Origin of the sequence: Limnohabitans rimovensis (SeqCode) (assembly GCF_965234775.1) — a bacterium.
In the GTDB taxonomy this organism is placed as follows: domain Bacteria; phylum Pseudomonadota; class Gammaproteobacteria; order Burkholderiales; family Burkholderiaceae_C; genus Limnohabitans; species Limnohabitans rimovensis.
This window is the reverse complement of the sequence record NZ_OZ248570.1, coordinates 45,120-61,986: the sequence shown is the minus strand read 5'-3', so window position 1 is coordinate 61,986 and position 16,867 is coordinate 45,120. Positions and strand designations below refer to the sequence as shown.

The 16,867-nt window shown below is 58.2% G+C and carries 16 protein-coding genes; 11 read left to right on the top strand and 5 right to left on the bottom strand.

Features of this window, described 5'->3' with window-relative positions; translation table 11 throughout:
- Positions 1–13 precede the first annotated feature (13 nt).
- The 10 genes from AC8GFZ_RS15205 to AC8GFZ_RS15160 all read left to right on the top strand — a co-directional run bounded on the left by AC8GFZ_RS15205 (position 14) and on the right by AC8GFZ_RS15160 (position 11,124).
- The gene (locus AC8GFZ_RS15205; RefSeq protein ID WP_506645757.1) at positions 14–1,609 is read left to right on the top strand and encodes an AMP-binding protein; all 1,596 of its coding nucleotides are present in this window, start codon (positions 14–16) and stop codon (positions 1,607–1,609) included.
- 104 nt (positions 1,610–1,713) lie between these two features.
- On the top strand, positions 1,714–2,517 hold the full coding sequence (locus AC8GFZ_RS15200; protein WP_506645756.1) for an ABC transporter ATP-binding protein: 804 nt from the start codon (positions 1,714–1,716) through the stop codon (positions 2,515–2,517).
- Positions 2,517–3,395, top strand: a complete 879-nt coding sequence (locus tag AC8GFZ_RS15195) for a branched-chain amino acid ABC transporter permease (protein WP_506645755.1) — start codon at positions 2,517–2,519, stop codon at positions 3,393–3,395. The genes AC8GFZ_RS15200 and AC8GFZ_RS15195 overlap by 1 nt, the downstream gene beginning before the upstream one ends.
- Before the next feature lie 5 nt (positions 3,396–3,400).
- The gene (locus tag AC8GFZ_RS15190) at positions 3,401–4,441 is read left to right on the top strand and encodes a branched-chain amino acid ABC transporter permease (RefSeq protein WP_506645754.1); all 1,041 of its coding nucleotides are present in this window, start codon (positions 3,401–3,403) and stop codon (positions 4,439–4,441) included.
- Positions 4,442–4,452: 11 nt separating this feature from the next.
- Positions 4,453–5,658, top strand: a complete 1,206-nt coding sequence (locus AC8GFZ_RS15185) for an ABC transporter substrate-binding protein (protein ID WP_506645753.1) — start codon at positions 4,453–4,455, stop codon at positions 5,656–5,658.
- Positions 5,659–5,663: 5 nt separating this feature from the next.
- Entirely contained in the window at positions 5,664–6,488 is an 825-nt protein-coding gene (locus AC8GFZ_RS15180; protein ID WP_506645752.1) for an ABC transporter ATP-binding protein, read from the top strand.
- Complete coding sequence (locus tag AC8GFZ_RS15175; protein WP_506645751.1) at positions 6,485–8,311, top strand: AMP-dependent synthetase/ligase; 1,827 nt, start codon at positions 6,485–6,487, stop codon at positions 8,309–8,311. The genes AC8GFZ_RS15180 and AC8GFZ_RS15175 overlap by 4 nt, the downstream gene beginning before the upstream one ends.
- 26 nt (positions 8,312–8,337) lie before the next feature.
- Entirely contained in the window at positions 8,338–9,246 is a 909-nt protein-coding gene (locus tag AC8GFZ_RS15170) for an SDR family NAD(P)-dependent oxidoreductase (RefSeq protein WP_506645750.1), read from the top strand.
- A complete protein-coding gene (locus AC8GFZ_RS15165) occupies positions 9,243–9,908 on the top strand; it encodes a TetR/AcrR family transcriptional regulator (RefSeq protein ID WP_506645749.1) in 666 nt (221 codons plus the stop codon). The genes AC8GFZ_RS15170 and AC8GFZ_RS15165 overlap by 4 nt, the downstream gene beginning before the upstream one ends.
- Before the next feature lie 31 nt (positions 9,909–9,939).
- Complete coding sequence (locus AC8GFZ_RS15160) at positions 9,940–11,124, top strand: acyl-CoA dehydrogenase family protein (RefSeq protein WP_506645748.1); 1,185 nt, start codon at positions 9,940–9,942, stop codon at positions 11,122–11,124.
- 22 nt (positions 11,125–11,146) lie between these two features.
- On the opposite strand, the gene lysS is transcribed toward AC8GFZ_RS15160, so the two are convergent.
- A complete protein-coding gene (gene lysS / locus AC8GFZ_RS15155) occupies positions 11,147–12,679 on the bottom strand; it encodes a lysine--tRNA ligase (RefSeq protein ID WP_506645747.1) in 1,533 nt (510 codons plus the stop codon).
- A 168-nt stretch (positions 12,680–12,847) separates the two neighbouring features.
- On the opposite strand from lysS, the gene AC8GFZ_RS15150 reads away from it, so the two are divergent.
- Complete coding sequence (locus AC8GFZ_RS15150) at positions 12,848–13,096, top strand: DUF3297 family protein (RefSeq protein ID WP_506645746.1); 249 nt, start codon at positions 12,848–12,850, stop codon at positions 13,094–13,096.
- A 12-nt stretch (positions 13,097–13,108) separates the two neighbouring features.
- Here AC8GFZ_RS15150 and AC8GFZ_RS15145 read toward each other — a convergent pair whose 3' ends face one another.
- From AC8GFZ_RS15145 to trpB, 4 genes are all read right to left on the bottom strand, one after another.
- Entirely contained in the window at positions 13,109–13,735 is a 627-nt protein-coding gene (locus AC8GFZ_RS15145; RefSeq protein ID WP_506645745.1) for a glutathione S-transferase family protein, read from the bottom strand.
- A 61-nt stretch (positions 13,736–13,796) separates the two neighbouring features.
- Positions 13,797–14,669 carry an acetyl-CoA carboxylase, carboxyltransferase subunit beta gene (gene accD, locus AC8GFZ_RS15140; protein WP_506645744.1) on the bottom strand — a complete coding sequence of 291 codons (873 nt, stop codon included), beginning with the start codon at positions 14,667–14,669 and terminating at the stop codon, positions 13,797–13,799.
- A gap of 68 nt (positions 14,670–14,737) precedes the next feature.
- Positions 14,738–15,550, bottom strand: a complete 813-nt coding sequence (trpA, locus tag AC8GFZ_RS15135; RefSeq protein WP_506645743.1) for a tryptophan synthase subunit alpha — start codon at positions 15,548–15,550, stop codon at positions 14,738–14,740.
- Positions 15,547–16,830 (bottom strand): tryptophan synthase subunit beta, encoded by a 1,284-nt coding sequence (gene trpB / locus AC8GFZ_RS15130; protein WP_506645742.1) that lies wholly within the window; start codon positions 16,828–16,830, stop codon positions 15,547–15,549. Before trpB ends, trpA begins: the two co-directional genes overlap by 4 nt.
- Positions 16,831–16,867: the final 37 nt, after the last annotated feature.

Genomic DNA, 16,867 nt, shown 5'->3' with positions numbered 1-16,867 from the left:
GGCTGAGTCAACCATGACCGACTTGACGCTTCACGATGTGTTTAACCGCACGCGCCGTGCGGTGCCGGACAAACCATGCCTGGCCGAATCCGCCCTCAGCGGTGGCCAGGTGTGGTCGTATGCGCAAGTGGACCATGAAGTGAACGCCTTGGTGGCGCACTACGGGCAAAGGGGGTGGGGCCCAGGGCACCGCGTGGCATTGGGTGTGGGCAACCACCCCAGGCACTTCTTCCATTTTTTGGCGCTCAACCGGTTGGGCGTGTCGATCGTGCCCCTCAACCCCGATTACCGACTGGGGGAAATCCGTTATGCCTTGCAGCTGACCCAAGCAGATTTGGTCGTATGTCACCCGCAACGCCATCCTTTGTTACAGCAGGCTATCAACGAAGACGCCAGTATCCAAGACACGCCAGTGATTTCTCTGGACGCATTCGATGCACATTTGCCCAGCCCTCGCAAACCCGCCAGCGCCAACACCGACCCCTTGCGCGCCGAAGTGGCCATTTTGTTCACTTCGGGTACGTCTGGCAGACCCAAGGGCTGTGTGCTGACCAATGAATACATCCTCGGCGCTGCCGCTTGGTACCGGGACATGGGTGGGCTGTTGGCCTGGAAAACAGGGGCTGACAAACTGCTCAATCCATTGCCTGTGTTTCACATGAACTGCAGCATGGTGTCATTCCCCACCATGTGCATCACACAAAATTGCTTGGTCCTGCCGGATCGTTTTCATGCCAGCCAATGGTGGGAGGATTGCGTCAAGTCTGGGGCTACGGCCATCCATTATTTGGGCGTCATGCCCCCTGCATTGTTCAAACAACCAGTGTCTGACTGGGAGTCAAAGCATCACATTCGCTTTGGTTTGGGGGCAGGTTGCGACCCCACATTGCATGGCCCCTTTGAGCAACGCTTCGGGCTGCCTTTGATTGAAGTGTGGGGCATGACGGAAACCGGGCGCTTTTTGGGAAATCACCATGACCCGCGCCAAACCCACACCCGTGCGTTTGGTCGTGCCCAGGCACCCTTGCAAGTCAAAGTGGTCGACGATCAAGACGCATCTGTGGCCGTTGGCACCCCGGGTGAATTGCTGGTTCGCGCCGAAGGTGATCATCCGCGGCAAGGTTTTTTCAGTGGGTATTTGCAGGATTCGCAGGCCACTGAAAAATCTTGGCGAGGCGGGTGGTTTCACACCGGTGACGTGGTCAACCAAGACAGCACAGGCATGCTTTATTTTGTGGATCGAAAAAAAGACATGGTGCGCCGCTCAGGGGAGAACATTTCCTCGGCGGAGGTCGAAGCGGTATTGGCCATACACCCCATGGTGATGCGGGTGGCGATTGTGCCTGTCAAGGACGAATGGCGCGACGAAGAAGTCATGGCCGTGGTGATCCCCGTCCCAGGAACCCCTGTCACCCAGGCCACGGCGGCTGAACTGGTGACCTATTGCTTGCGAGAGTTGGCCTATTACAAAGCGCCGGGTTGGGTGGTGTTCCGCCAAGAGCTGCCCACCACGCCGACCAACAAAATTCAAAAGAACTTGATTTTCGAAGTCCATCAAAATCCTTTGGATGGGGCGTGGGATTGCCGTGGGATGAAAAAACGTGTTTGACCTGTCGATGTGCCACCTGTTCATGCCGTGTTGGGGTTTGTCATGTCACGCCAATGCCAGATATTGTTCAAAATGCAGATGAACGAAATGATCTATCAGAGCCCATGAACCCCTCACCCTTGTTGTCTGTTAAAGATGTGCACCTGCGCTTTGGCGGTATCAAGGCACTGGGTGGCGTATCGCTGCAAGCCAAAGCGGGCGAAATCACCGCTGTCATTGGTCCCAATGGTGCGGGTAAAACCAGTTTGTTCAACACCATTTCTGGCTTTTACAAACCCCAGCAAGGGCGCATCCAGTTGGAAGGGCGAGACATCACGCCCACCAAACCCAATGTGCGCGCTGCCATGGGCTTGGCCCGCACATTTCAAAACGTGGCCTTATTTCGCGGCATGACGGTGCTCGACAACATCAAGCTCGGTGGGCACAACCGCATGGCCGCCAACACCTTACAGGCCATGGCCTATTGGGGCCCAAGCCAGCGCGAAGAATTGGCATTGCGCGAGGAAATTGAGCGCGATGTGATCGACTTCTTGGAAATCGACCATGTGCGCCACCAAAGCGTGGCCTCTTTGTCGTATGGTTTGCAAAAGCGGGTGGAGTTGGCGCGTGCATTGGCCATGCGGCCCAAAATATTGATGCTCGACGAACCGGTGGCCGGCATGAACCGCGAAGAGACCGAGGACATGGCCCGCTTTATTTTGGATTTGCAAGAGGAGCGCGGCATGACCATATTGCTCATTGAGCACGACATGGGCATGGTGATGGACATCTCCAATCATGTGGCCGTGCTGAATTTTGGCCAACTCATTGCCAGTGGCACGCCCCAACATGTGCGCAGCCACCCCGATGTGATCGAGGCTTATTTGGGTGTGCGCGAATCGCAGACTGCACCAGGGCAGGGGGCATGATGGACTGGATCACCTTTGCCGAATTTTCGCTCATTGGCCTGTTCTCCGGCGGCTTGTTGGCGTTGGTTGCGCTGGGCTTTGTGCTCATTTACAAAGGCACGCGTGCCATCAACTTTGCCACCGGCGAGTTCATGATGCTGGGCGCTTATTTGGTGTACACCGGGCACAGTTGGTTGAAGATGCCCTTGTGGTTGTCGGTGGTGTTTGGCTTGGCGGGCATCTCCTTGGTGGCCATCGTGGTCGAGCGCTTTGTGCTTCGCCCCTTGGCGGGGCAGCCGGTGGTGTCGGTGCTGATGGTCACCATCGGTTTGGGTGCTTTTTTGCATGGCATGGTGGACGCGATTTGGGGTGGTCAAAACCTGGAAATGCCGCAAATGCTGCCGCGCAAGCCTTTGATATGGGGCGACATCATGTTGCCCGGCGCGGTGTTTTGGAGCTTTTGGGTGGCGCTGGCGGTGATTGCTGGCTTGTCTTTGTACTTTCGCTATTCACGCACGGGCATCGCCATGCGCGCGGCGGCCAGCGACCCGATCACCGCTTATGCCTTGGGCATCGATGTGCGCCGCACGCAGCAACTGACCTGGGTGTTTGCGGGTTGTGTGGGCGCGGTGGCGGGCACCATCGTGGCTTCCATCAGCAGTTTGTCGCCCGCGCTGAGTGGCACGGCATTGGGTGTGTTAGCGGTGGTGATTTTGGGTGGGCTCGACAGCGTGGCCGGTGCCATCATCGCGGGCTTGTTGGTCGGTTGGCTCGAGAGCATTGCGGTGGGCTATTTCGGTGGCAAGGCGCGCGATCTGGTGCCTTATGTGGTGGTCTTGGCCATCTTGATGGTTCGCCCATATGGTTTGCTGGGCACCCGCGACATTGAAAGGCTCTGAATTCCATGCGCATCGGTGATTTCAGAGCCAGCTATGCCCACGATGAGTCCTTGCTCATCACCCGGGTGCAGCGCAGTTGGCTGATTGGGTTTGTCGGCCTGCTGCTGATCTTTCCCTGGGTGGGGGGCAGTTACTTCACCTATTTGGCCTGCTTGACCGGTGTCCATGTGATTGCGGCCATGGGCTTGAACATTGTCACGGGCTTTGCCGGTCAAATTTCCTTGGGCCATGCCGCCTTCATGGGGGTGGGGTGCTACACGGTTGCATTTTTGGACAAGTGGGGCGTGCCTTTTTACTTCACCATACCGCTGGCCGGTATGGTCAGTGCGCTGATTGGCGTGCTGGTGGGCATCCCATCCTTGCGCATCAAGGGCTTGTATTTGGCGGTGGCCACCTTGGCGGCCCAGTTCATTTTGATGTTTGTGTTCAGGGAATGGGATTCGGTCACCGGCGGGGTGCGGGGTGTCAATATTGCCCCAGCCCAGTTGTGGGGATGGGTGATCAACACCGACCGCGATATTTATTACGTGATCATGGCCTGCGCCGGTGTGATGTTGCTGGGTGCGCGCAACCTGCTCAGGACGCATGTGGGTCGCTCTTTCATCGCCATCCGCGACAAAGACATTTCGGCCGAGGTGCTGGGCATCGATTTGTTTCGCGGCAAACTCATGGCCTTTGCCTTGGGTTCTTTTTATGCGGGTGTGGCTGGGGGACTGATGGGGTATTTTTACCGCGCCATCACGCCCGAGCATTTCACCTTCACCTTGTCGATTTTTTACCTGGCCGCCATCATTGTGGGTGGCTTGGGCACGGTGCTGGGCACCATCTTGGGCGCGGCCTTCATGACTTTGGTGCCAGAGGTGCTGCGTGGCATCGTCACCTTGTTGACCATTTGGGCACCCAATGCCATGGAGCTGCTCTCGCCCATGCGTGAGATGGTGTTTGGCGCATTGATCATCGCTTTTTTGATTTTCGAACCGCACGGCCTGGTCGAAATGTGGCGGCGCATACGCCGCTTCTTCCATTTGTGGCCTTTTAAAACTTGAAGGAGACTGACATGAATTCTCGTCGCCATGCGCTCAAAAGCGTTGCTGCTGCCACAGGCTTGAGTGCCCTGGGCTTGCCCCTGACCACCTGGGCCCAGTCGGGTGAATTGGTGGTGGCTGCGGCCCCACCCATCACTGGTGTGTTTGCCTTTGCAGGTGTGGGTCTGAACATGGGTGTTAACGATTACTGCGAGTGGCGCAACGAAGCCAGGGGCGGCATCATGGGGCGCAAATTGCGCTACATCAGCGAAGACTCGGGTTACAAAATGGACCAGGCCATGGCGGTGTTCAAAAAACTGATGGCCGCGCACAAGCCGCCCGTGTTTTACGGTGACTCCACGGCTTGGGCCAAAGCCGCCTCGGTGGAGGTGAGCCAACTGGGCACCACGCTCACCTGCAGCCCCTCTTTCGCCTCCGATTTGGCCGACCCCGATAAAGTGCCTTATTACTTCATGGCCGGTCCGACCTATGCGTCCATGTGCGCCATTTTGTTGGAGTACATCAACAGCCAGGCCAAAGGCGGCACCAAACCCACCGTGGCACTGGTTTACAGCGACACAGAATTTGGCCGTGACCCGATTGAAGCCACCAAGGAGCGGGCCAAGAAAATGGGCCTCAACGTGGTGTCAGAAATTGTCACCAAGCCTGGCAGCGTGGACGTGTCGGCTGAAGTGGCCAAGCTGCGCCGCGCCCGCCCCGACTATGTGATCTTCCATGGGTATGTGCTGGCGCCCATCCCAGAGTTCATCCGCCAAATGCGCGAGGCCGGCATGACCGGTACCCAGTTCATGGGAACCATCTGGAGCATGGACAAATCCACTGCCGAAGCCATGGGCGCGGTGGGCGATGGGTGGATGGGTGTGATGCCTTACCGCTACAGCCACGACACCAAAGACGCTCCGGCCATGGTGACCATGAACCAGTTTGCCCAAAAACGCCGCCCCGATATCAAATACGTCAGCACCTTCTACACCCATGGTTGGTTGGTGGGCACCATCTTTGCCGAAGTGATGGAGCGGGTGCTGAAGGCCAACAAGCCGCTCACTGGCCCCAACATGAAAGCGGCGTTGGAAACCATGACCGATTGGGATTCGGGCGGCATCAGCGGCTTGCCGGTCAACCTCAAGGGACACCAAATTGCCACCGGGCGCATTTACCGTTTCGACGCCAATGCCAAACTGTTTGAGCCCGCCAGTGGGTGGATCAGAACCGCTTGATGGCCATGGCTGAAGAGGTCGTCGACGCCGCACTGCGCATCGAAAACATCGAGGTGGTTTACCACCACACCATCCAGGTGTTGCGCGGCTTGTCCTTGCATGTGCCCAAGGGTGCCATGGTGGCGCTGTTGGGCTCGAATGGGGCTGGCAAAACGACCACGCTCAAAGCGGTGTCGGGTTTGCTGCCCCTGGAAAAGGGCGAGGTGCGCAGTGGCGAAATTTGGGCGGCCAACACATCTTTGAATGGCATGGCGCCGCACTTGATCGCGCGCAGTGGTATTGCCCATGTGCGCGAAGGCCGCCATGTGTTTGAAGACCTCACTGTGGAAGAAAACCTGATCGCCGCCACCTTGGCCCTCAAAGGCCGGGTGGGGGCGGCCAAGCCCGACTTTGATCGTTTGTTTGAGTACTTTCCACGTTTGGCCGAACGGCGCCAACAACGGGCTGGGTATTTGTCGGGTGGCGAGCAGCAAATGTTGGCCATCTCCCGGGCTTTGGTGGGGCAGCCCAATTTGATCTTGCTCGATGAGCCCTCATTGGGACTCGCACCCAAAGTGGTCGAGGAAATTTTTGCCATCATTGCCCGCATCAACCGTGAGCAAGGCGTGGCCATGTTGTTGGTGGAGCAAAACGCCTTTGCCGCCTTTGGCATTTGCAGCGACGCCTACATCATGGAAAACGGAAAAGTGGTGGTCAGTGGTCCGGTCGATCGATTGCGCAACGATGCCGACGTGCAACGCTTTTATTTGGGCTATTCGGAAGGGGCGTCAGAGGTGGCCAGTTTTCGCGACGTTAAACACTACAAGCGGCGCAAGCGGTGGTTGTCATGAGCGAATTCACCCACCTCACCTTGCCGCAAAAATTACAGCATTGGGCGCAGCAGCGCCCCCATGATGTGGCCTTGCGCCAAAAAGATTTTGGCATTTGGGGCCCCATCACCTGGCAAGATTACGAGCGCCATGCGCGTGAGTTCGGTTTGGGCTTGATGGCCTTGGGTTTGGCAGCGCAGTCGCGTATCGCCATCATCAGCGAAAACCGCTGTGAATGGGTTTACACCCAGTTGGGTTGCGGCATGGTGGGCATGATCACGGTGGGCATCTACCCCACCAGCCCGGCCGCCGAAGTGGCTTACCTGCTGCAAGCGGCCGATGTGGGCGCCGTGGTGTGCGAAGACCAAGAGCAACTCGACAAGGTGCTCGAAGCCATGCCCGAGCTGGCCGCAGCGCCCCTCATGGTCGTCATCGACCCCAAGGGTTTGCGCCATTACAGCGATACGGCATGGAAAAGCTTCGAATCGGTCTGTCAGTTGGGGCGGGATGCACCGGCCTCCATGAAGCAAACCCAGGTGAGCACTTTGGGGCAGCAAGTGCCCGATGACATTGCCCTGATGATCTTCACCTCAGGCTCTACTGGGCGGCCCAAAGCCGCCATGATTTCCTACGGCAACATCACCGCCATGGCCTTGGGGGCGCAGCATTACTACCAATGCGATGCCAACGATGCGATGTTGTCTTACTTGCCCTTGTGCCATGTGGCTGAGCAAATATTCACCATTTCTTTGCCCATGCAGTCGGGTGCGGTGGTTAACTTTGCCGAATCCATCCGCACCGTGCAAAGTGATTTGCGGGAAATTGCCCCCACTATTTTTCTGGGTGTGCCCCGCATTTGGGAAAAAATGCATGCTTCGATCGTGTTGAAAATGCGCGAGGCCAGTGCATCTCAGCGCTGGCTGTTTGACCACGCGTTTGCAGCGGTGGAGGGTTTTGCGGATCGGCCGCGCCGCACCTGGACTGGGGTACAAAAAGCGTATTACGCCTTTTGGTATGCCTTGGTGTTTCGCGCCTTGTGCAATTTTTTGGGCTTGCGCGAATGCCGCCGGGCGATGTCTGGGGCCGCACCGGTGTCGCCTGACTTGCTGCGGTTTTTCCGCATCGTCGGGGTGCAAATCACCGAGGGCTATGGCATGACCGAAACCGCGGGCATTGCCACCTTGCAGCGCGACAGCGCGTCACCCCTGGGCACGGTGGGTGACCCCATTCCTGGCTTGGAGGCCCGATTGGCCGAGGATGGCGAGTTATTGCTGCGCGGTCCGACTGTGTTCAAGGGCTACTTTCGCAACCCCGAGGCGACCGCCCAAGCCATTGATGCGGATGGCTGGTTGCACACCGGTGATATCGCCCAATGGGTGCCCACGCCGGACTTGCCGCAGGGCCAAGAAATCAAAATAGTCGACCGCAAAAAAGACATCATGATCACGGCAGGGGGCAAAAACATCTCGCCCAGCGAAATCGAAAACATGCTCAAGTTTTCGGGCTTCATCAAAGAGGCCATCATCGTCGCCGACAAGCGCCACTTTGTCAGTGCCTTGATTCAGGTGGACGGTGAGACTGTGGGCAAATGGGCCGAAGAGAAAGCCATCACTTACACCAACTTCAAAAGCTTGGCCGAACATGCGGCGGTGCGCGATTTGGTTTCCCAAGAGGTGGAGGCGGTCAATCGGCGCATGCCCCAGGTGCAACATGTGCGCAAGTTTCACTTGTTGACCAAAGAGCTCGACCACGATGATGGCGAAGTCACCGCGACCATGAAAATTCGCCGTGAAAGCATTGCATCCAAATACAGTGGCGAAGTGGAAGCCATGTACCGTGGCTGATGGCGTCCCATGAAGGAATAAACCCTATGGCAGAAAGCATTCGATTTGACCAACGCGTGGCCATCGTCACCGGTGCCGGGGGTGGTTTGGGCCGAGCACATGCTTTGGCCTTGGCCCAGCGCGGGGCGATGGTGGTGGTCAATGATTTGGGTGGCAGTGTCCAAGGCCAAGGCGGCGACCAGGCCGCCGCACAAATCGTGGTGGACGAGATCACCGCAGCCGGTGGCAAAGCCCTGGCCAATTTTGACAACATCGCCACGCCACAAGGTGCGCAAGCCTTGGTCGATGCGGCCATGAGCGCCTTTGGCCGCGTGGATGTGCTGATCAACAACGCGGGCATCTTGCGCGACAAATCCTTGGTCAAGATGGACCCCGCCGATTTTGAGGCGGTGATCCGGGTGCACCTGATCGGCTCGGCATTGTGCAGCCGCGCGGTGTGGCCCGTGTTTCAAGAACGACAATACGGCCGCATTGTCATGACCACCTCGGCCGCAGGCCTGTATGGCAATTTCGGCCAAAGCAATTACGCCGCCGCCAAGATGGGTTTGGTCGGCCTGATGAACACCCTCAAGGATGAGGGTGCTCGCTATGGCATTTTGGTCAACACGATTGCGCCGGTGGCCCTCACCCGCATGACCGAAGGCTTGGGTCTGGCGCAATGGATGCAACAAGCCGAGCCCGACAAAGTCAGTGCAGCGGTGCTCTACATGGCCAGTGAGGCTTGTCAGCACAGTGGACAAATTGTGGCCGCAGGTGCTGGATATTTTGCCGGTGTTCAAGTGGTGGAGTCCATGGGTGTGCGTGCACCTGAGGGGCAGGCAACGCCAGAATTTGTGGCCGAGCAATGGTCAAAAATCCATGACATGTCGCAGGCTCGACCGTTTGCCAATGCCACACAGGCCTTGGTGGATACCTTTGGCCCGGGGTCCGCATGAGTGTGACTTTGGCGGGGTCAGCACCCGCAAAACGTTTGTCATCCAGCAACCCGCCTTTGCGCCGCAGCCCCAAGCCGCGTGCACACAACCGCCACCAAGATTTGTTGCTCGCTGCCGCCCAGGTGTTTCGCGACAAGGGCTATGCACAGGCCAGCATGCGCGATATCGCCCAAGCCTCGGGGATGATCGCTGGATCTATTTATTACCACTACGCGGCCAAAAGCGATTTGCTGCTGGCGGTCTACACCGAGGGTGTGCGCTTGGTCAGCCAGGCCATCGACGACATATTGGCTAGCTCTGCCTCTCCGGTGGTGCAACTGGAGCGGGCAGTGCTGAACCACTTGGAGATGATGCTGGGCACCCTGCCAGGGGCTTCGCCGTTTGCCAGTGTGTTCATTCAAGTGCAGCCGCACGACTTCCCCCAAGAAGGCCGCCAAGCCTTGATCGATTTGCGCCACGGCTATGAAGACAAATTCAAAGTGCTGGTGGCCCGCTTGCCCCTGCGGCGTGGCACCGATAAGAGTTTGTTGCGCCTGCAATTGATCGGTGCCCTCAACCATGTGCCCATTTGGTACAAGCCCGATGGACGCAAATCTTTGAATGCCATTGCCAAAGCCATGACCGCCCATGTGCGTTGGGCGTTGGAAGAAGGTGCCACATGAGCAAATTGATCAACACACATGGAGCCAGCGCATGAGTTTGTCTTGGGATTGGGACGACGGTGATGACGACGAGTTGGCCGCTTTGCGCGACATGGTCCGGCGCTTCATTGACAAAGAAATTGCCCCACACCATGCGCGTTGGGAGCGTGAGGGACAGGTCTCGCGCGAACTTTGGCGCCATGCGGGTGAATTGGGTTTGCTGTGCATGGGCTTGCCGACAGAGCTGGGTGGTTCCAGCGCCCACTTTGGCCACAGTGCCGTCTTGGTGCAAGAGTTGGCGCGCAGCGGCTTCAGCGGCCCTTTGTTCCATTTGCACTCAGACATTGTGGCCCCCTATCTGCACCATTACGGCACGCCCGAGCAGCAGCAAACTTGGTTGCCGCGCATGGCCCGTGGTGAGGTGATATCGGCCATTGGCATGACCGAGCCGGGCACGGGCAGCGATTTGGCCAACATCAGCACCCGTGCCACCCCGCACGATGGCGGCTATTTGATCAAAGGTCAAAAAATATTCATCTCCAACGGGCAGTTGGCGGACCTGGTGGTGGTGGCGGCCAAAACCCAACCCGATCTGGGCGCGCGTGGGGTGAGCTTGTTTTTGGTTGACACCACACGCAAAGGCTTTGCACGTGGGCGCAATCTGGAAAAAATGGGCATGCATGCCCAAGACACATCAGAACTCTTTTTTGACGATGTGTGGGTGCCCGCCAACTGCCTGTTGGGTCAAGAGGGCAAGGGCTTTGCGTATTTGATGAACGAGTTGCCCCAAGAGCGTTTGCTCGTGGCCATCACCGCTGTGGGAGCCATGGAGTCTGGTCTGCGTTGGACCTGTGCGCATGTGCAAGAGCGCAAAGCTTTTGGTGCGCCGCTGGCAGAAAAGCAAGTGGTGCGACATGCCTTGGCCCAGGCCTATGGCGATGTGCAAGTGGCCCGCAGTTTTTTAAAGGATTGCTTGCAACGCCATTTGCGCGGCGAACTCGATACCGCTACTGCGTCGGTGGCCAAGTTTTGGACCACCGAGATGCAGTTTTCAGTGCTGGACCGCTGTGTGCAGTTGTTTGGCGGCTATGGCTACATGGCCGAGTACCCGATTGCCCGAGCCTGGGCCGACGCGCGGGTGCAGCGCATCTATGGGGGCACCACCGAAATCATGAAAGAAATCGTGGCGCGTCAGATTTTGGATGCACCCAGCCCGCGCAAAAAACCAAGCCCTTGAGTCGCCTGGGGTCAGGCTGGGTTCAATGTTCGCGGCGCAAGGCTGGGAACAAGATCACATCGCGGATGCTGGGGCTGTCGGTGAGCAACATCATCAGCCGATCGATGCCAATGCCACAACCGCCGGTGGGCGGCATGCCGTACTCCAGGGCGCGCACAAAGTCGTGGTCATAAAACATGGCCTCGTCGTCGCCACTGTCTTTGGCCGCCACCTGCGCGTGAAAACGCGCCGCTTGGTCTTCGGCATCGTTCAACTCGCTGAAGCCATTGCCAAATTCGCGCCCGGTGATGTAGAGCTCAAAGCGCTCGGTCACCTCGGGGTGGCTGTCGCTGGCACGGGCCAAGGGTGAAATTTCCACCGGGTGTTCACATATGAAGGTGGGTTCCCACAGCTTGTCTTCCACGGTTTCTTCAAAGTACAGCACCTGCAAACCCGCCAAGCTGCGTTGGGACAAGTGGTGCTTTTCTTCATTCAAGCCCAACTTTTTCAAAGCTTGGCGCAGCCACTCGGCGTTGTCCACGTGGTCGCCCGCTTCGGTGTGCTTCTGAATAGCTTCGCGGATGGTCAGTCGGGCAAAGGATTTGGACAGGTCAACCGGTTTGCCGTCGTAGGTCAAGAGCAAGGTGCCCACGGCTTTTTCGGCGGCATCGCGCACCAAACTTTCTGTGAACTGCATCAGGTCTTGGTAATTCCAGTAGGCCGCATAAAACTCCATCATGGTGAATTCGGGGTTGTGCCGCACCGAAATGCCTTCATTGCGAAAGTTGCGGTTGATCTCAAACACCCGCTCAAAACCGCCGACCACCAAGCGCTTCAAGTACAGCTCGGGGGCAATGCGCAAGAACATCTCTTGGTCCAAGGCATTGTGGTGGGTGCGAAACGGCTTGGCATTGGCCCCACCCGGGATGGGGTGCAGCATGGGTGTTTCGACTTCCAAAAAACCATGGCCGACCATGAACTCGCGAATACCGCTGACCGCTTTGCTGCGCGCCACAAAGCGTTTGCGCGCGCTTTCATCGGTCATCAGGTCGACGTAGCGTTGGCGGTATTTGATTTCTTGGTCGTGCACACCGTGGAACTTGTCGGGCATGGGGCGCAGGCTTTTGGTCAGCAAGCGAACCTGGGTCACATGGATCGACAACTCGCCGGTGCGGGTTTTGAACAAGCGCCCTTCGGCGCCGATGATGTCACCCAAGTCCCAGTGCTTGAAGTCGTTGTAGATGTCTTCGCCAATTTCGTCGCGCGCCAAATACAGTTGGATGCGCCCGGTGCTGTCTTGCACCGTGGCAAAGCTGGCTTTGCCCATCACCCGCTTGAGCATCATCCGCCCTGCCACCCGGGCCAGCTGGCCCTCTTGGGTCAGCACTTCCGGGGGTTTGTCGCCATGGCTGTCATGCAAGGTGGCCGCATGGTGGGCCGGTTTGAAGTCGTTGGGAAAGGCCACGGCACCACCGGCGGCCTGGCGCTCGCGCAGCACCTTGAGTTTGTCACGGCGTTCCGCGATGAGTTGGTTCTCGTCTTGTGGGGCATCAGCGGCGGGGGTGGTGTCAGACATGGGGCAGTGGTGATGGGGGCCGCACGGCATGCTGCGTCCCAGGGTTGAAAAACCGGCGCGGCTGCGCCAAACGATGGATTTTAGGTGGCTCGACCTGTGGGTGCGGTGAGGCGCCGTGTCGATGCGCAAATCCAGGACAATGGCTGCCTATCCATGGAACCCAACGACATGAGCACTGCCACCGAGCGTCCCCCTTTGCCCGACCACCTCAGCATCGATGACCGCAGCCCACACTATGCGGCCGACGTACTGGCCCATGCGATTGGCATTCGCTTCAATGACAAAGAGCGACACGATGTGGAGGAGTACTGCATCAGCGAAGGCTGGGTCAAGGTGCCAGCCGGCAAAACGTTGGACCGCAAGGGCAAGCCTTTGTTGCTGAAACTCAAAGGGCGGGTCGAGGCTTTTTACCGCTGAGCTTTGCGGCGCTCACTTGAGCGCAACCGCAAAGCCGCGTTGCACCGCTGGGCGGGCCATCAATTGGTCAAACCAGCGCTTGACGTGCGGGAATTGCGCCAAATCGACTTGGTGGCGGGGATGGCGCCAGACCCATCCCAAGATGGCAAAGTCGGCAATCGACAAATCGCCCGCGAAAAATGCGTGATCGGCCAAACGCTTGTCCATCACACCATAAAGCCTCAGGGTTTCGGTCATGTAGCGCTGCAAGCCATAGCGCTTGTCGTCTTCATGGGTCAAACCGGCAAAGTGGTGCACTTGCCCAGGCATGGGGCCAAAGCCACCCATTTGGAACATCAGCCACTCCAAGACAGACACGCGGGCCGCGCCTTTGGCGGGTAAAAAGAGCCCGGTTTTTTCGGCCAAATACATCAAGATGGCGCCAGACTCAAACACGCTGATGGGCTGGCCATCGGGGCCCTGGTTATCGATGATGGCCGGAATTTTGTTGTTCGGGCTGATGCGCAAAAAATCTGGTTTGAACTGGTCGTCTTGGGTGATGTTGACCACTTGGACTTGATAGGGCAGTCCCATCTCCTCCAAAGCCACAGAAATTTTTCGGCCATTGGGGGTGTCAAAGGCAAAGAGTTGAATGCTCATGGTGGGTCAAAGTGGAATGGCCGCACAGGCGGCGTTGGACGAAGAAAGTCGGGGTCGAGAATCAGGCCACCGCATCGGCGGGTTGGCGCAGCAGCATGGCCAAGGTGTTGGCCACGGTTTTGCGCAAATCGCGCCGGTCGCTGATGAGGTCGATGGCACCTTTTTGCAGCAAAAATTCGGCGCGCTGAAACCCTTCGGGCAGAGTTACGCGGACTGTGCTCTCGATCACGCGGGGACCGGCAAAGCCGATCAATGCCTTGGGCTCGGCCATCACCACATCGCCCAGGAAAGCAAAACCCGCTGACACGCCACCCATGGTGGGGTCGGTCAGCACACTGATGTAAGGCAATCCCTTTTTGGCCAACCGCGTCAAGGCGGCATTGGTTTTGGCCATTTGCATGAGCGAGAGCAAGCCTTCTTGCATGCGCGCACCACCCGTGGCGGTAAAGCAAACGAAGGGCACTTTTTGCTCAATGGCGGTGTGCACCCCGCGCACAAAGCGCTCGCCGACCACCGAGCCCATGGAGCCGCCCATGAAGTCAAATTCAAAGCAAGCCACCACCAAGTTGATGTTGTGCACCGAGCCACCCATCACCACCAAGGCGTCGGTTTCGCCGGTATTTTCCAAGGCCTCTTTCAAACGCTCGGGGTATTTGCGGCTGTCTTTGAATTTCAGCGCGTCTACCGGCAAGACCTCTTGGCCAATTTCATATCGACCTTCGGCATCCAAAAAAGCATCCAAACGCGCCCGGGCGGTGATGCGGTGGTGGTGGCCACAGCTGGGGCACACATTTTGGTTTTGTTCCAAATCGTTTTTGTACAAAACGGTTTCGCAACTGGGGCATTTGACCCACAAACCTTCAGGCACGGTGCGCCGATCGGCGGGGTCGGTTTGCTGGATTTTCGGGGGCAGCAGTTTTTCAAGCCAACTCATGTAGATCTCCTGGGCGCAAAGGCCATGTGCGGATTATGCAGGGGCATGGTGGTGCGCAACCGAGCCCCTCAGGGGGTGTCCATGGCCTGGCGTATCTCGGCCATGAAGCTGCGGGCCTCTTCAGCGGCTTGTCCACTGGGGGCGGCCTCCACCAATTGAATCAGCTTGCTGCCAATCACCACCGCATCGGCCACTTGGCCAATGGTTTTGGCGGTGGCGGCGTCGCGGATGCCAAAGCCCACACCCACGGGGATGTGCACATGCTGGCGAATGCGCGGCAGCATGGCTTCGACCTCGTCGGTGTTCAAAGCACCCGAACCCGTCACGCCTTTGAGCGAGACGTAATACACATAGCCGCTGGCCACGGCCGCCACTTGCTGCATGCGTTTGTCGGTGCTGGTGGGGGCGAGCAAAAAAATCAAATCCATCTCGTGCGCCCGCAAGCTGGCCGCGAAGTCCACGCATTCTTCGGGCGGGTAGTCGACGATGAGCACACCGTCCACACCGGCTTTGGCGGCATCGCTCACAAAGCTGTTCACGCCATGTTTCAGGTTGTAGTTCTCCACCGGATTGGCGTAGCCCATCAACACAATGGGGGTGGTGCTGTCGGTGGCTCGAAATTCACGCACCATGGCCAGCACCTCGCCCATGCCCACACCGTGGCGCAGTGCGGCTTCACCGGCTTTTTGAATCACAGGGCCGTCGGCCATGGGGTCGCTGAAGGGCACGCCCAGTTCGATGATGTCAGCACCGCCTTGCACCAGTGCGTGCATCAGGCCCAAGGTGTGCGAAGGCTCGGGAAAACCGGCCATCAGGTAAGGAATCAAGGCTTTGCGACCAGCGCCTTTAAGCGAGGCCATGACGGTGGCAATGCGGCTCATGCTTTGCTCCCGTTCAATGCCGCCAGTGAAATGGCTTGCTCGCCTTTGACGGTTTGGCCTTGGCAGCTGGGGCGGCAGAAGAAGTCGGCGTTGGACAAATCGGCCACGGTGCCAATGTCTTTGTCGCCGCGCCCCGACAGGTTCACCAAAATGGATTGCTTCGGCGTCATGGTTTTGGCGAGCTTCATGGCGTGGGCCACGGCGTGGCTGGATTCCAGCGCGGGGATGATGCCCTCGGTGCGGCACAGGTAGTGAAACGCGTCCAGCGCTTCTTGGTCGGTGATGCCCACGTATTCGGCGCGGCCAATGTCTTTCAAAAATGCATGTTCGGGGCCGACGCCCGGGTAGTCCAGACCCGCGCTCACCGAATGGGTTTCGGTGATTTGCCCATTGGCGTCTTGCAACACATAGGTGCGGTTGCCGTGCAACACACCAGGTACACCGCGTTGCAGCGAAGCCGAGTGGCGACCCGACTCCATGCCTTCACCGGCGGCTTCGATACCGATCAATCGGGTTTTCTCGAACGGGATGTAGGGGTAAAAAATGCCCATGGCGTTGGAGCCACCGCCCACACAGGCCAGCACCGCATCGGGCTGCAAGCCGTGGTGCATGCTGGGCATTTGGGCAATGCATTCCTCGCCAATCACGCTTTGAAAATCGCGCACCATCATCGGGTAAGGGTGGGGTCCGGCCACGGTGCCGATGATGTAGAAGGTGTTGTCCACATTGGCGACCCAGTCACGCAAGGCTTCGTTCAAAGCGTCTTTCAGGGTTTTGCTGCCCGACTCCACGGGCACCACCGTGGCACCGAGCAACTTCATGCGGTAGACGTTGGGGCTTTGGCGCTTCACATCCTCGCTGCCCATGTAGACCACGCATTCCAAGCCATAGCGGGCACAAATGGTGGCGGTGGCCACGCCGTGCTGACCCGCGCCGGTTTCGGCAATGATGCGCGGCTTGCCCATGCGCTTGGCCAGCATGGCTTGGCCGATGGTGTTGTTGATCTTGTGCGCACCGGTGTGGTTCAGGTCTTCGCGCTTCAAGTAAATCTGTGCACCACCCATTTCACGGCTGATGCGAGCGGCGTGGTAAATAGGCGAGGGGCGGCCCACAAAATGCGCCAACTCGGATTTGAATTCGGCGATGAAAGCGGGGTCGTGTTGGTATTGGGCGTAAGCGTCTTTCAGCTCTTCGATGGCGTGGGTCAGGGTTTCGCTGACAAAACTGCCGCCGTAGATGCCAAAGTGGCCGCTGGCGTCGGGTTGTTGGTAGGTGGACATGGTTCGCCTGTTGCAAGGGCCCACAAGGGCCAAAGGT